The sequence below is a fragment of the Nonomuraea helvata genome (assembly GCF_039535785.1).
In the GTDB taxonomy this organism is placed as follows: domain Bacteria; phylum Actinomycetota; class Actinomycetes; order Streptosporangiales; family Streptosporangiaceae; genus Nonomuraea; species Nonomuraea helvata.
This window is the reverse complement of sequence record NZ_BAAAXV010000009.1, coordinates 2452340-2466993: the sequence shown is the minus strand read 5'-3', so window position 1 is coordinate 2466993 and position 14654 is coordinate 2452340. Positions and strand designations below refer to the sequence as shown.

The 14654-nt window shown below is 68.6% G+C and carries 15 protein-coding genes; 9 read left to right on the top strand and 6 right to left on the bottom strand.

The window, feature by feature from the left end:
* Positions 1–24: 24 nt before the first annotated feature.
* The 3 genes from ABD830_RS44895 to ABD830_RS44885 all read right to left on the bottom strand — a co-directional run bounded on the left by ABD830_RS44895 (position 25) and on the right by ABD830_RS44885 (position 3178).
* Positions 25–327, bottom strand: a complete 303-nt coding sequence (locus ABD830_RS44895) for a hypothetical protein (RefSeq protein WP_345001086.1) — start codon at positions 325–327, stop codon at positions 25–27.
* A 189-nt stretch (positions 328–516) separates the two neighbouring features.
* On the bottom strand, positions 517–1716 hold the full coding sequence (locus ABD830_RS44890) for an MFS transporter (RefSeq protein WP_345001084.1): 1200 nt from the start codon (positions 1714–1716) through the stop codon (positions 517–519).
* A gap of 382 nt (positions 1717–2098) precedes the next feature.
* Positions 2099–3178: a hypothetical protein gene (locus tag ABD830_RS44885; RefSeq protein WP_345001082.1), complete on the bottom strand. Its 1080-nt coding sequence runs from the start codon at positions 3176–3178 to the stop codon at positions 2099–2101.
* A gap of 269 nt (positions 3179–3447) precedes the next feature.
* Between ABD830_RS44885 and ABD830_RS44880 the strand changes: the two genes are divergently transcribed.
* On the top strand, positions 3448–4425 hold the full coding sequence (locus ABD830_RS44880) for a GntR family transcriptional regulator (protein ID WP_345001080.1): 978 nt from the start codon (positions 3448–3450) through the stop codon (positions 4423–4425).
* A 15-nt stretch (positions 4426–4440) separates the two neighbouring features.
* Here the strand turns inward: ABD830_RS44880 and lgt are convergent, their stop codons facing one another.
* Entirely contained in the window at positions 4441–5259 is an 819-nt protein-coding gene (lgt, locus tag ABD830_RS44875; RefSeq protein ID WP_345001078.1) for a prolipoprotein diacylglyceryl transferase, read from the bottom strand.
* A 112-nt stretch (positions 5260–5371) separates the two neighbouring features.
* Between lgt and ABD830_RS44870 the strand changes: the two genes are divergently transcribed.
* The 5 genes from ABD830_RS44870 (at position 5372) to ABD830_RS44850 (ending at position 10255) form a co-directional block, all read left to right on the top strand.
* The gene (locus ABD830_RS44870) at positions 5372–6499 is read left to right on the top strand and encodes a sensor histidine kinase (protein ID WP_345001076.1); all 1128 of its coding nucleotides are present in this window, start codon (positions 5372–5374) and stop codon (positions 6497–6499) included.
* Positions 6496–7140, top strand: coding sequence for a response regulator (locus ABD830_RS44865; protein ID WP_345001074.1), 645 nt, complete (start codon positions 6496–6498; stop codon positions 7138–7140). The genes ABD830_RS44870 and ABD830_RS44865 overlap by 4 nt, the downstream gene beginning before the upstream one ends.
* 296 nt (positions 7141–7436) lie before the next feature.
* Positions 7437–8282 (top strand): peptidoglycan-binding domain-containing protein, encoded by an 846-nt coding sequence (locus ABD830_RS44860; protein ID WP_345001072.1) that lies wholly within the window; start codon positions 7437–7439, stop codon positions 8280–8282.
* A gap of 80 nt (positions 8283–8362) precedes the next feature.
* Entirely contained in the window at positions 8363–9259 is an 897-nt protein-coding gene (locus ABD830_RS44855; protein WP_345001070.1) for a peptidoglycan DD-metalloendopeptidase family protein, read from the top strand.
* A 36-nt stretch (positions 9260–9295) separates the two neighbouring features.
* The gene (locus tag ABD830_RS44850; RefSeq protein ID WP_345001068.1) at positions 9296–10255 is read left to right on the top strand and encodes a SpoIID/LytB domain-containing protein; all 960 of its coding nucleotides are present in this window, start codon (positions 9296–9298) and stop codon (positions 10253–10255) included.
* Positions 10256–10308: 53 nt separating this feature from the next.
* Here ABD830_RS44850 and ABD830_RS44845 read toward each other — a convergent pair whose 3' ends face one another.
* Together ABD830_RS44845 and ABD830_RS44840 are read right to left on the bottom strand one after the other, a co-directional pair.
* Positions 10309–11673, bottom strand: coding sequence for an NBR1-Ig-like domain-containing protein (locus ABD830_RS44845; protein ID WP_345001066.1), 1365 nt, complete (start codon positions 11671–11673; stop codon positions 10309–10311).
* Positions 11674–11798: 125 nt separating this feature from the next.
* The gene (locus ABD830_RS44840; RefSeq protein WP_345001064.1) at positions 11799–12806 is read right to left on the bottom strand and encodes an aldo/keto reductase; all 1008 of its coding nucleotides are present in this window, start codon (positions 12804–12806) and stop codon (positions 11799–11801) included.
* A 155-nt stretch (positions 12807–12961) separates the two neighbouring features.
* On the opposite strand from ABD830_RS44840, the gene ABD830_RS44835 reads away from it, so the two are divergent.
* From ABD830_RS44835 to ABD830_RS44825, 3 genes are read left to right on the top strand one after another with little or no spacing between them, the layout of a single operon-like run.
* Positions 12962–13534 (top strand): winged helix-turn-helix domain-containing protein, encoded by a 573-nt coding sequence (locus ABD830_RS44835; protein WP_345001062.1) that lies wholly within the window; start codon positions 12962–12964, stop codon positions 13532–13534.
* Positions 13531–14421 carry an MFS transporter gene (locus ABD830_RS44830; protein WP_345001060.1) on the top strand — a complete coding sequence of 297 codons (891 nt, stop codon included), beginning with the start codon at positions 13531–13533 and terminating at the stop codon, positions 14419–14421. Before ABD830_RS44835 ends, ABD830_RS44830 begins: the two co-directional genes overlap by 4 nt.
* The gene (locus ABD830_RS44825; protein WP_345001058.1) at positions 14418–14621 is read left to right on the top strand and encodes a hypothetical protein; all 204 of its coding nucleotides are present in this window, start codon (positions 14418–14420) and stop codon (positions 14619–14621) included. The genes ABD830_RS44830 and ABD830_RS44825 overlap by 4 nt, the downstream gene beginning before the upstream one ends.
* The last annotated feature ends 33 nt before the right edge of the window (positions 14622–14654 follow it).

Genomic DNA, 14654 nt, shown 5'->3' with positions numbered 1-14654 from the left:
CGAGGACGTCGGCCGGCTGGAAGATCACATGCTTCCGGGGGCCAGGTGGGAGCGGACGGTGTCGAGCACTGTCGTGGACAGGTCGACGGCGGTCATGTCCCGGTACTTGCGATCGACGAGGGTGGACCAGCCGACGCCGACCTGCTGGAGATGAGCGAGGAGACCTGGGACGACGTGTTCGCGGTGAACCCGCACGGGGCCTCCACCGGCGCGCGAGACGGCCCACCGCATGGCCGCGAGCTCGGACGGTGGCAGGGGCCGCGTCCAGCTCACGGCACGAAACCGGGTTTCCGAACGGGACAGGATGCCGAATGTCAACTGATTCACAGAATGATCGTCTGCGCGCTACTCTGCCTCCGGCCTAACTTGACCTGCTCCTCGCCCTGAAGGGACGGGGATTCCCGTGCCGCTATGCGGCAGCTCGTGCCACTTGCGCGGCCCGTGCTGTGGAACGGGGTGCTTGACGTTTCGCGGACCCGGGTGGGTCTCCACGCCCCTCAGCCGCGCTGACGCGACTCAGCCGCGTTCGCGCATCGTGAGGAAGCAGACGGCAGCCGCCACCGTCAGGACCGGAACTCCAACGAGGATCGGCGCTCTCAACCCCCACTCAGCCGCAAGCAGGCCACCGAGGAGGGCTCCCAGCGGAGACGCGCTCATCACCGCGGTCATCGCCGCGCTGCTCACTCGACCCAGCATCTCGGCTGGAGTGAGCCGCTGACGAGTAGTACGGGCCACGACGGCCCACACGCCGAACGCAGCACTGGTGATGACCAGACCCGCGGCCACCACCACGGCAGAAGCGGTAAGGCCGATCATCAGTTGCCCGATCGCGGCGCAACCGAGGCACCCGGCCAGAGCTCCCGCGGGTCCGATCATTCGCGTGACCCGTGTCGCGAAGAACCCTCCGGCGAGCCCGCCAACGGCGCCGATGCCCAGCAACACGCCATAGCCCCAAGCCGGTAGACCGAGGACCTGAGGCACGTAGAGCACGAGCACGGCGAACCAGGCACTGTCCATCGCCGCGAACACGGCGCCCAAGCCCACGATCATTCGCAGGCGAGGATGTTTGATCAGCCACCGCAGACCGGCGCGAGTATCGCTCCAGATCTGGCCCTTGCTGCTGTACGAACCGGCTTTCGAAGTAAAAACGTCAGGCAGGCTGAAGATCAGAGCGGCCGCCAAAGCCAGTGCTCCGCCATTGACCGCGAACGGGAGCACCAGCGCTACGCCGAAGAGATATCCGCCGATCGGCGGCCCTACCAATTCGTTCCCCGCGACCTCAGCGTTGACCAGCCCACCGTTGGCCCGATCGAGATCGGCGTCTTTCACCAGAGGCGGAAGGAGGGTGGCCGTTGCGGTGTCGCGCAGTGTCTCGCCCACACCACAGACGAACGCCACCACGTAAAGCAGCGCGATCCCGGCAACATGCAGAGAGACCGAAACGACCAGGACGGCCAGCATCGACACCCGAACCACATCGACGGCCGCGGCAAGGCGACGCTGGTCGAATCGATCAACGATCGCCCCGGCGAACAGCCCGAACAACAGCCACGGGCTCTGTCCGGCGATGGCGACACCAGCCACCGCAACGGGATCAGAGGTGATGGCGGCTGCCAACAACGGCAAGGCAGCCATCCGAATCCCATCGCCCAAATTGGACAGCGCCGTTGCCAGCCATAACCGGCGGTACGCCGGTCCTAATGACGCCGAAACCATCGGCTCCCTCTCCCCGCAATCTGATCATCTATGTGCAGGCAATCTGAGGCAGGCTTAGAAGATCAGATCACAATGGCGTTCGAGAGGTCTATCTTGATCCACTCTCGGCGAACAAGCTGAAGCAGCGCGCCCGCCTCCCCGGCCCCTCGTCGACGGCGCCTTCAGGAACACCCGGGCCAGACCATGAGACGCGGTCGTATGCCCCGATGCTCGTCGGCCGCACGCACGGTCAGCGCGTGCACGAGGTAGATGTCGCCCGGCAGCCCGGTCGCGCCCCCGCGACGGTCGCGGCTGTGGCGGGCCGGCACGGCCCCTTGGCGGCCGGGGCCGGGCCGGGGAGTCGACAGGCGCATGAGCCGGCGGCGTGCCGGACGGGTTCCCGTCAACCGGTGGGTGCCGCCTTGCTGCCGAGTGCGCGCTCGTCGTGGCGGGCCGCCCTTTCACGGCGGACCTGTTCGCTTCGGCGTGTCGCCTCGGCGCGGAGGGCTCGCTGGTTGCGGTGGGCCGCCATGACGACCAGGGCTGCCAGCAGCGCGGTCATGACGGCCGCCACCGCGAATGCGGTCCACGTGGCCGCGTCGGGGTGGATCAACGACTGGCCGCGCAGAGCCTGCCAGGCGGTGATGGCGAACAGGGCGCTGTAGCCGAAGATGACGACTCCGGCCAGTTGGGCGCGTACGCGTTCACGGCGCAGCCAGCCGATCCGGCCCCCAAGAAAGGTGAGAACCAGCACCGTGAGCACGAACAGCTGGATGGAGTGCAGGCTGATGAAGTGCGGAACGCGCAGGTCGCCGCCTGTGGTGCTCCAGTTTGTGATCGGCATGCCGCTGCCGTCCAGTGTCCCGACGCCGTGTCCGCCGACCAGCGGAACCGAGTTGCCATAGGCGTCCTCGACCGTGCGGGGTCCGGCCGATTGTGCCGACCCGGTGATGAAGGACGCCAGCGCCATACCGAGGACGGCCAGCCCGAGCCCGGCACGCAAGGACCAGGTGAATGCCGCGTTACCGATGCGCTGGAACAGCAGCATGACAGCCACGACGAGGCTCGCCCCGAACAGGCCGAACACGCCGGTCTGGAAGATCCGCTGCCCGATCTGGTCGAACATGTCGGTGCTGGCGTTGAAGTGGCTGTAGGTGCCGCGGGCGGCCTGCACGGCGATGAACCCGACGTCGATCAGCCCGGCGACGGCGAAGAGCGTTCCGACGGCCCACATCGTGCGCCGTGCCCGGCTCAGTTGCGGTATGAGCCAGGCGAGCGTCGCGCCGTACATGACGAACGACACCCCGAACTTCAGCGGCTTGGCCCACACCGACGCGTGCATGAGCTCACGACCGTCGACGAAGAGGCCGACGCCCGCGACGACGACGAGCGCGGACATGGCCGCCGTCATGATCATGAGCGGCTGGTGCCACGACCGTACGTCGATAGAAGAGAGGTTCAACTCGTCTCGCAACCGGTTCATGCCGCTTCCGATCCCGTACGGTCCCTGCCGTTGTGTGCGGCGGCGCGCATGAAGGGAGCGCCGTACGTTCCTTGCCTGGTTGTGCCGTACGCCCGTCGAGCGCGTGCGTACGATGTACTCATTGTCATGCGTACATCGTAGGCAGGCACCGGAAAGACATCGATATAAACCGTTCGATTGCGTACACAAAGTGCTCTAGTGTACTAGGAGGTGAACTAGTACACTCGGAGCTGGCATCGACCAGTTTTGAAGGAAATCGGAGGGCGCCGATGACCTCGGCCACACACCGTCCAGATCCGCCCTACCGGCGCATCGCCGCGGAGTTCCGTACTCGGATTCTGGCCGGCGACCTGCGGCCCGGCGATCGCGTGCCGTCCATCAGGCAGATCGCCCAGCGATGGGGTGTCGCGGTCGCCACCGCGACCAAGGTGGTGGCGGCTCTGCGCGAGGAGGGTCTGGTCGAGGCGAAGGTCGGCGCCGGTACGGTGGTCAGCGTCCGCGCAGGCCGGAACGAGGGGCCCTCGGCTCCCTCCGGGCCGCCGAAACCGCGGCAGGCCGGCGCCCCCAAGGGGTCGCTGAACCGCAGGTACGTCCTGCATGCCGCCATCGCGATCGCCGACGCCGAAGGGCTCGACGCCGTGTCCATGCGGCGGCTCGCGGCCGAGCTCGGGACGGGCCCGATGTCGCTGTATCGGCACGTGACCGGCAAGGACGAACTGGTGACGCAGATGGCCGACGAGGTGTTCGGCGAAACGGAGCTGCCCGACCCCGGGCCGGAGGGATGGCGGGCCAAGCTCGAGCTCGTCTCGCGCCGGCAGTGGGAGCTGTGCCGACGGCACTTCTGGCTACCCGAAGCCGTCTCCTTCACCCGCCCGTTGCTGGTGCCCAACATGATGGCCCACACCGAGTGGACCCTGCGCGCACTCGACGGGCTCGGGCTGCCCCCGCAGATCCGGATCCGTGAAGCGCTCACGCTGCCCGCGCTGGTCAGCACCGTGGCACTGTCCATGGCGCAGGAGGCCGAAGCCGCGCAGGAGACCGGTATGACGCACGACGGCTGGCGGCTGATCCAGCGCAATCGCGCCGACGAGCTCCTCAGCAGTGGACAATTTCCGCTGCTGGCCATGGTCCCCGAGGAGACGGTGGCGGACCTGGACGGGATGTTCGACTACATCTTGGCACGCCATCTCGATGGGTTCGCCGCCATGGTGGAACGGGGATTCGACTCGTCCTCGGTGACCGATTGACCGCCGAGAGTCCGTTCAACCTCGTACCGCAGGCCGGGGGTCGGTGGTCGGCGTCCGGCGGGTGGCGGTCAGGTAGGCGACCGCCGCCCCGAGGACCAGCAGCGCGGTCCAGACGTTGAAGCGGAGCCCGAGGACGACGGGGGCGGGGTCCATGCGCAGCCACTCGATCCAGGCGCGGCCGGTGGTGTAAGCGGCGGCGTACAGGGCGAACACCCGGCCACGGTCCAGCCGGAAGCGCCGCTCGGCCCAGAGGACGAGCCCGGCCACACCCAGGTCCCACAGCGACTCGTAGAGGAAGGCCGGATGGTAGGTGGCCGTGGATTCCATGCCCGGCGGTCGGTGGGCGGGGTCGATCTCCAGGGCCCAGGGCAGGGTGGTCGGCCTGCCGTACAACTCCTGGTTGAACCAGTTGCCCCAGCGGGCGATCACCTGCCCGAAGGCGATCCCGGGCGCGGCGGCGTCGGCGAAGTCGCGCAGCGGAATGCCGCGCCGGCGGCAGGCCAGCCACGCGCCCAGCGCGCCGCCGGCGACGGCGCCCCAGATGCTGATCCCGCCCTCCCAGATCGCGAAGGCGCGCAGGGGGTCCTTGCCCGGGCCGAAGTACTGCTGCCAGTCGGTGGCCACGTGGTAGATCCGCGCACCGATCATGCCCAACGGCACGGCCCAGGTGGCGATGTCCCCGACCGTGCCACGCTCGCCGCCGCGGGCGGTCCAGCGGCGCTGGGTGGCCCAGATGCCGACGGCGACGGCGAGCACCATGAGCAGGGAGTAGGCGCGGATGGGCAGCGGGCCGAGGTGCCAGACGGCTTGGGACGGGCTGGGGATGGCTGTCACACCGTCGAGTCTGGCTCCGGTACGGCCGCACGCACATCGAGCGGGACACCGATCGCCGGGTCAGTCGACTGGTTGATGCCGGAGCGGCGGATGGCTGATTATCGTCGGTGCTGTGGAGTCCTGGGAGCGGTCCCGACGCCGGTGGCAGCACGCCTTCTTCGCCTCGTGGCTGGTGCTGACCTCGGCCGGGCCGCTGATGGAGGTGGGGCAGGCCCTGCCGGTGGCGCTCGTGGCCGGGCTGGCCGCCTGGTATGCGGTGTGGTTCGTGCTGCGCACGCCTCCTGCGGGTGAGGTGCCCCTGCCGTACGTGGTCGGCGGCGGGCTGCTCTGGCTGGGGCTGTTCGCGATCGACTCGTCCTTCCTGGTGGTCGGCCTGAGCGTGCTCGTGCCGTACTGCATGGACGCCGTACGTGTCGGGCTGGTCGCGGTGCTGTCGTGCGCCGGGGCGTGGTTGTGGCACAGCTACCACGAAGGCGGGTCGATCACCTGGACCGAGATCGCCATCACCGCGCTGATCGCGATCAGCGCGGCCACCTCGGTCGGGTACTTCTACTCGGTGGCCCGGCAGAGCGCCGAGCGCAAGGAGCTGATCGACCAGTTACAGGCCGCCCAGGAGGCGCGGGCGGCGGCCGAACGGCAGGCGGGTGTGGCCGCCGAGCGGCAGCGGCTGGCTCGCGACATCCACGACAGCCTGACCCAGGGGTTCGCCAGCGTGGTGATGCTGCTGGAGGCGGCGCAGGAGCGGTTGCCGGACGACCGGCACCTGACCCAGGCGTTGCGGGCGGCCAGGGAGAATCTCGCAGAAAGCCGCCGCGTGGTGCGGGCGCTGCGGCCCGGCGAGCTCGACGACGGCGGCCTGCCGGAGGCGCTGCGGCGGTTGTCAGGCCGGCTGTCCGACGAGACCGGCATCGACGCGCACACCGTGATCACCGGGGCGCTGCGGCCCCTGGACGCGCACATCCAGGTGGAGCTGCTGCGGGTGGCGCAGGAGGCGGTCGCCAACGCTCGCCGCCACGCCCATGCCGAGCACGTCACCCTGACCCTGTCGTACATGGAGGACCTGATCGTGCTGGATGTCCATGACGACGGCGACGGCTTCGATCCCGAGCGGGCCGCCGCCGGCCACGGCCTGCTGATCATGCTTGAGCGGATGGAGCAGCTCGGCGGCACGCTCCTCGTGGAAAGCGCGTCCGGGGAGGGCACCACGATCGTGGCCAGCCTCCCGGTGGCGGCGCGATGACCGCGCCGGCCGCGATCCGGGTCCTGATCGCCGACGACCACCCGGTGGTACGTGACGGCATCCGGGCGATGCTCGGCACCCAGGACGATCTGGAGGTGGTCGGCGAGGCGGTCTCAGGCTCGGACGCGGTACGACTGGCGCGCGACCTGCGGCCGGATGTCACGCTGATGGACCTGCAGATGCCCGAGCTCGACGGCGCGACAGCGATCAGCCGGATCCGCGCGCACGACCCCGGCGCCAGGGTGATCGTCCTGACCACCTATGACACCGACAGCGACATCTCCCGTGCCATCGACGCAGGAGCGATCGGCTACCTGCTCAAGGACACCCGCCGTGAGCAGCTGTTCGACGCCATCAGGGCGGCGGCCCGAGGGGAGAGCGCCCTGTCGCCGGCGATCGCGACCCGGGTGTTGTCGTGGGCGCGCACGGACGCGCCCGGCGCCCTCAGCGGCCGGGAGATCGAGGTCCTGGGCGCGGTCGCCCAGGGGATGAGCAACAAGGCCATCGCCGCCCACCTGTGCATCAGCGAGGCCACGGTCAAGACGCACCTGCTGCACATCTTCGCCAAGCTCGACGTTGACGACCGCACCGCCGCCGTGACCGTGGCGGCCACGCGGGGGATCATCCGCCTCGGCGGCTAGGAGAGGCCTTCCGCGCTGCCTTCTTGGAGCGGTCGGGAACCGGGCCGCCCTCGTAAGCGGCCGCCTCAGGCAGCGGTGCGGCCGTCTTGGGCGGACGCGCCCATGTACAGCCTTGTAACCCGTTCTGAGCTGGCGTTTCTCGCCATCGGATCACCCGTCAAACGGCGCGTACGCCCGTACGGAGGAGCCCGTCGGACAGGCTGACAACACCGATCTTCTTGCGGACATGTGCGCAACCCGGAACGTTGAGTCCCGCCACACCGGAACCGCCGCCACCACCTGAACCAGGAGTAACGATGAAGCTGCCCGCACGCGCCGCCGCCCTCATGCCGGCCGTCCTGTTCACTTCGCTGATCGGAGTGTACGGGGCGTCGGCGGCACAGGCGGCCGACGCTGGGGCGCTTCCGAGCGTGAACATGGAAGCCACGGTCAAGGCGGCCCAGATCGACCCGCGGCGGCCCGACAGCACGCTGACGCCGGGTGCCAAGGCCAGCGTGCTCCTCGTTGAGCAGGCGCTGCGTGACCGAAACCTCCTCGACGCGAAGTGGGTGGACGGCTACTTCGGCACCACAACGGTCACCGCCTACACGAACTACCAGAAGTCGCTCGGCCTCACTGGTCTGGACGCCAACGGCCTGCCGACCAAGGCATCGCTCACCAAGCTCGGCACCGGCCGCTTCAAGGTCACGGACTCCATCGACCCGGGCGGCCGGGTGTCCACCGACGGTTTCGTCGTCAACAGCCGTACGCGAAGCATGCTGACAGAGGCCAAGCGGCTGCTCGGCCGCGACCTCAAGCTGGATCAGGGTTCGTACAACCCCGGTGGCGACCCCACGTCCGCGGGCACCCACGACGGCGGCGGCGTCGTCGACGTCTCGGTGCAGGGGATGACCTCCGCCACCCGCACCGCGGTCGTCCGCGCGTTGCGCCGTGTCGGCTTCGCCGCATGGCTGCGCAACCCTCAGCAGGACGACTGGCCGTGGCACATCCACGCCGCCGCCATCAACGACACAAGCCTCTCCGGTCAGGCCCAGCACCAGATCGGTGACTACTACCTCGGCCTGAACGGGCTCGCCGGCCGTGGCCCGGACGACGGCCCGAAGGTGACCATCCGCACCTGGGAGGAGTACCAGCGCCGCTGACTGATCCGAAACCCAGGCTCCGCAGACCATCCCGAATCCCAGATTTCGCAGACAGATTTCGCAGACAGAAGGAGAACAGCATGAGAACGGCAACCAGGATCCTCGCCGCGGCAACCACTGCGATGGCGCTCGGTGGGACGGTCCTCGCCACCGCATCGCCCGCCTCGGCGGCAAGCCGCGACGGCGTCTGCGATACCGGCGAGTTCTGCTACTACTTCAACAGCAACAACCAAGGATCCGTCTCCGACTTCACCGAATCGGTCGACGACTACGCCACCACGCAGCCCACCTGCTACGACTTCAAAGGCCCCGGCGAAGGCAAGGGCCAGTGCATCAAGAACGCCGCCGCCTCCGCCTGGAACCGCAGCAGCAAAACCGTCCGCGTCTACTTCAACAGCGGCCACACCGGCACCTACCAGGACTTCGCCCCAGGCGCCAAGGGCAACCTGAACGCCACGCTCAAGAACCAGAACGCCTCGCACGAGTTCGGCCCGGGGTCGTCGGGGTCGCGCACCAACATGTCGTACTCGCTCTACGCGACCAGCGGCGGCTCGATCACCTGTGGCTTCGACGGTTACAGCTCCACCCCCGGTCGGCACGAAGGCATCGACATCGCCCGCCGCGTGGGCTCGAGTGTGCACGCGCTGGTGGCGGGCACGGTCATCAACGTCGCACGCGGATCCACCGGCAGCGGGGGACTTTCCACGATCGCCATCTACAACTCCGCAGCGAACAAGACGGTGATCTACCTGCACTCCGCTCCTTCCTCCTCCTTGCGCGTGGGCCAGTCGGTCAGCCGCGGCCAGGTCATCGCCACCGAGTCGTGGCATGGAGTGTCGAGCAGCTCCGCCGCTCACACCCACGTCGAGATGCGCCCCGGACGGGTCACGCTTGCGGCCAAGAGCGTCGGCGACCCGCGCCTGGACAACCCGAACCCGACCTCGTTCTGGAACTCCCAGGGCTACAACGTCCGATAACGCTTCGCGGCCACTGACAGGAAGAGGAAGACGACTGTGCCTTTACGAACTGTCCGGCTGATCTCGCGGTTCGCCGCGGCGACCGCCGCGATGGCGCTCGGTGGGACGGTCCTCGCCACCGCATCGCCCGCCTCGGCGGCAAGCCGCGACGGCGTCTGCGATACCGGCGAGTTCTGCTACTACTTCAACAGCAACAACCAAGGATCCGTCTCCGACTTCACCGAATCGGTCGACGACTACGCCACCACGCAGCCCACCTGCTACGACTTCAAAGGCCCCGGCGAAGGCAAGGGCCAGTGCATCAAGAACGCCGCCGCCTCCGCCTGGAACCGCAGCAGCAAAACCGTCCGCGTCTACTTCAACAGCGGCCACACCGGCACCTACCAGGACTTCGCCCCAGGCGCCAAGGCCAACCTGAACCCCACGCTCAAGAACCAGAACGCCTCGCACGAGTTCCTGGGTTCCACATCGCCGACGCCGACGCCGACCGAGTGCAAGACCGACGGCACGGACACCAAGCTGCCCACGTCGATCCTCGTGTACCGGAAGGATCTCGATCGCGTGGAGCGGGTGGAGTTCAAGACCTACGTCAAGAACGTCCTGCCCAACGAGTGGGTGTCGAGCTGGCCGAGCGAGTCACTCAAGGCCGGTGCGATGGCCGTGAAGAACTTCGGCTGGTACTGGGCGCTGCACTCCAACCGCAAGACGTCAGACGGCCGGTGCTTCGATGTCTACGACCACACGTCGAGTCAGGTGTACGTGCCCGGCTCCGCGAAGGCGGTGACGAGCGCCGCGGTGGACGCGACGTGGGGCACCCGGCTGACTCGCAGCGGGAAGATCTTCCGGGCCCAGTACTGCTCCACGACGACGGCGTGCGGCAATTGGGTCGACGGGGACTGGATGTCGCAGTACGGCTCCCGCGACAAGGCGAGAGACGGCTGGAGCTACTCCAGAATCCTCAAGTACTACTACACGGGGATCGTTCTCAGCTCCTGACCCCCTGAGACCGTCCCACCCCGGTTCCCCGCCGTGCCACGCACGGCGGGGAACTATGGTGTTTCGACGATGATCTGGAAGTTGATCGGCCGGCTCCCCGGGAACGCGACCGCTCCCGAACCGTCCACCATCTTGAATCGCACGTAGCACAAGCCCGGTTTCCTGGGCGTGGTGATGATGGTCTGGATGTCGACCGTCTCGCCAGGTTGCGTGTCCTTGATCGGCACGTCGGAGATGGTCTGGCACTGATCAGCCTGCTGCGTGACGTCGAGGCGGCGCAGCGAATATCCCTTCCATGGCACGTTCCCGGCGTTCTTGAGCCGCCATACCTTGGTCATGGTCTGGCCGGGAGCGACGCGCGTGCAGTCGGTGAGCGTGACATCTTCAATGAACGCGGCCGCATCACCCTTGTGCAACGGCGGGGCCCAAGGTGGGTTGGTCGAACGCACGGGGCAGTCGGCTGGGGACGCCGCGGCAATCGATGGGCTGCCGGTCGGGTTCAGGCTGTGCCCCTCGGGCCCGGAGCCGCGATTGACGGCGACCACGACGAGGACCGCCGCCCCCATGATCACAGCCGCTGCCGCGAACGCGGCCGGGGGGACCAGCCGTGATCGCCCTCTGCTCCCCGGCTCAGGAAGCAGAGGCTGCTGCAGGTCGCCCGCGAATTCGTCGGACAGTGGCGGCGAAGTGGGCACCGCCGCCGAGGTCTCGCCGGCCGACCAGGGCGCTTGTGACTCGAGGGTGAGGCGCACGGTACGAAGCTCCACGGCGCCTGTGGCGGAGGCTGCGAGTTCACCGGACGAGGGGGCCACCGAGGTGTCCACGCGCATTGAGGGATTTCCAGCGCTCGCCGATCTGACCGCCCTGTTGGCTCTTTCCCAGAGTTCGCGATACGCGGCCGGATCCGCGTCGCACGCCTTGACGAACTCGACGGTGGTCTCCCAACTCGGGAGCCGGTTACCCTTCGTGGCTTCGTGCAACGTCGTGTGAGAAATCGCCCCCGAACGGCCGGACATCTCTCGGAAAGGTGGATTACCGACCGCGTTGCGCAGTTCTCGCAGGGTAGTCGCGAAATCCTCGATTATCTCCGCCCGTGCACGCCTGTCGTCCACCGTGTGAAGGTAACAGCACCCACGGTCTTCACTCAAGCGGAACCGGAATCTGCGCGAAGCCAGGCGGATGAGCGGGCAAAAAGCCATACGGGCCCATCCCCGCTGCCACTGAAAGCGGCCGCTTACCAGGCCGAACAGGCCTTTGTCCGGGCCGAACGCGACGACGGAGACCCGATAATGATGGACATAGGCGATTACGCCCAGGAGTCGGGGCGCTACAAAAACGAGACACGTCGGCAGAGCGATACATTTGAATACGGTGCGCAAGCAGCCCGAATTGCCAGAACTGTTGTTGTGGGTCGCCATGCGCCACACTTGTGTCGTGTCAGATCGGGCCCCACGTTCGCTCGCGACGCCGCGACCGCCGCCTATTACGAGCGGCTCGCGTGACGTGGTCAAATCCGTCACGATAAAGCTGCGCCGGGTTCCTGTCAGGCTCCGGCGGCGTCGAGGCGGGCGAGCTGCTCCCCGGTGAGCGTGACGTCGAGCGCCGGCAGCGCCGCCTCGTACTGCTGGAGCGTGCGCGGCCCGATCAGCGGCACGATCGCCGGCGACGTCTGGTGCAGCAGCCAGGCGAGGACCAGCGCGTTCGGGGTGACGCCGGTCTCGGCGGCCACCTCGGCGGCAACGGCGAGTCGGGCCTCGGCGTCCGGGCCCTGGTAAGGGTCCATCGCCCCGTGACCCGCGCGCTTGGCGGGGTCGTCGTAGATGCCCTTGAGGATCGGCGAATAGGCGACCAGGGTCAGGTCGTCGTGCGCCTGCAGGTAGTCGAGCTGCTCGTCGTCCACGATGGACGCGTGCCGGAGCCCGGCCCGGCGCCGCAGGTAGGAGTGCTGCTGCTGGAGCGCCACCGGCGCCGGCCAGCCGTGCTGGGCGCACAGTTGGCGGATCCGCTCCAGCCGCCAGGTCCGTACATTTGACCAGCCGATGTAGCGGGCCTTCCCCGCCTGGACGATGCCGGCCAGCGCCTCCAGCGTCTCCTCCAAGGGCGTGGCGCGGTCGTCGACGTGCACGTAGTACAGGTCGACATGGTCGGTGCCGAGCCGGCGCAGGCTGCCGTCGATGGCCTCCCGCAAGGTCTTCGCCCCGGCCCCGACGAACGTCCGGTAGGCGGCGTCCCAGTCAGGCCGGCCGTCGGACCAGACCGCGTCCAGGTCGCGTACCACGGCGCTGCCCTTGGTCGCGAGGAACACCTCATCGCGCCGGCCGTTCCTGGCCAGCCAGCGGCCCAGCAACTCCTCGCTCTCGCCGCCGTGGCTTCCCCGGCTCTCCCACCAGCAGTAGCAGTCGGCGGTGTCCAGGAAATTGCCTCCGGCCTCGTGGTACCGGTCGAGGATCGTGACGGCTTCGTCCTCCGGCGTCACCGTTCCCATGATCATGCACCCCAGGGCGAGCTGGCTGACCTGCTCGCCCGTACGGCCAAGCTGCACAGTTCTCATGTGATGTGCTCCCTTCTCGGTGCCGCCGACGCTAGGAGGTCGAGCGCGCTCCAGGTCAAGGGCCTACTGGTGGCTGCTCCTGTGACGTCCAGCACGCGGACGTATACGTACAAGAGCTATTGTGCAATGGCTCTTGTACGTATACGCTCCTCGCCATGCCCGACGACCAATCTGGGATCCTCGACTCGCGGGTCCTGGCAGCCATGGCGCACCCGGTGCGCCGCCGCCTCCTCGACCTGCTGAAACTCGACGGCCCCGCCACCGCCAGCACCCTGTCGGAACAGACCGGGGAAGCCGTCGGCAACGTCAGCCACCACCTGCGCGCCCTGGCAGCCGCCGGGCTGATCGAGGAGGCGCCGGAGCTGGCCCGCGACCGGCGCGAGCGCTGGTGGCGTCGGACCACCCCCACGCTCTGCTGGTCCTCCGCCGATTTCGCCGGCGACGCCGCAGGGGAAGCGGTGGCTCGGGCCGTCGAATCGCTCAACCTGGAGCGGCAGACCGGCCACGTGCGCCGCTGGGCGGACCAGCCCCAGTCCGAGCAGGAACGCTGGCCGCTCGGGCCGTTCTCCACCGAGGCCTGGATCCGCGTCACCGACGAAGAGCTGGCCGAATACGCCGCCGAGATCAAAGCCGTGATGAACAAGTGGGCAGAGCGCGAGCTGCCCGACGACGGCCGGGAACGCGCCACCGTCTTCACCTTCGCCCGCGCGGTGCCGGGCCGACCTTGACGATCATCGAGGGGACCCGTTCAGGGCTGCTGCGCCGGCGTGACTTCCGGCTGCTGTGGATCGGGGAGAGCATCAGCAGCCTGGGCAGCTCCGTCACCGGCGTCGCGCTGCCCCTGGTCGCGGTGACCGTGCTGGACACGCCGCCGTTCGCGGTCGGCGTGCTGGCGGCGGCCGCCTGGCTGCCCTGGCTGCTCATCGGCCTGCCCGCTGGTGTCTGGGTGGACCGCCTCCCCCGCCGCCCCGTGATGCTGGTGGCCGACTGCGTGTCGATGGCGGCCTTCCTCAGCGTCCCGATCGCCGCCGCTCTCGGCCGGCTGACGATCGGCCAGCTGATCGCGGTCGCGCTGGTCGCGGGGACCGCCAAGGTGTTCTTCGCCACCGCCTATCGCGCCTACCTGCCGTTCCTGGTGGACGGGCCCGACCTGCTGGAGGCCAACGCCAAACTCCAGGGCAGCGAGCAGGTGGCGAACCTGGCCGGGCCGGGTCTGGCCGGGCTGCTCGCCCAGCTCTTCTCGGCTGTCGGCAGCCTGGTCGCCGACGCCGCCAGCTTCGCCGTCTCGGCCATCTGCCTTGCCCGCATCGAACGCCGCGAAGCCCACACCCCCAAGCCCCGCCGGCGTCTCCGCGCCGAGATCCGCGACGGCATTCTCCTGGTCGCCCGCGATCCGTTGCTTCGCGGCAACACGTTGTACGGCTGCGCGGCCAACTTGGCGCTGACCGGCTACACGTCGTTGACCGTGCTGTTCCTGGTGGACGACGTCGGGATCGGCGCCGGCGAGACCGGCCTGCTGATCGCGGCCACCGGGCTGGGCGGCATCGTCGGCGCCATGGTCGCGCGGCCGATGGCGGCACGGTTCGGCAGCGCGCGGGCCGTTCTGCTCCGGTGACCTCCAGCGTGCAGCTGGTCAACTTCGGCGCGATGCCGCTCGGGGGCGTCCTGGCCGGCGCGCTGGCCGATGCGTTCACCGTCCGCACGGCGTTGTGGGTGATGCTGATCGGGTTCGCGCTGAGCGGCCTGATCCTCCTCGCCGGTCCTCTGCGCCGCCTGCGTGATCTGCCGTCCGGCCGGTTGGACACCCGCCTGTGACCCATGCCGGCTCTCCGCATTCCCTGAGTCAAG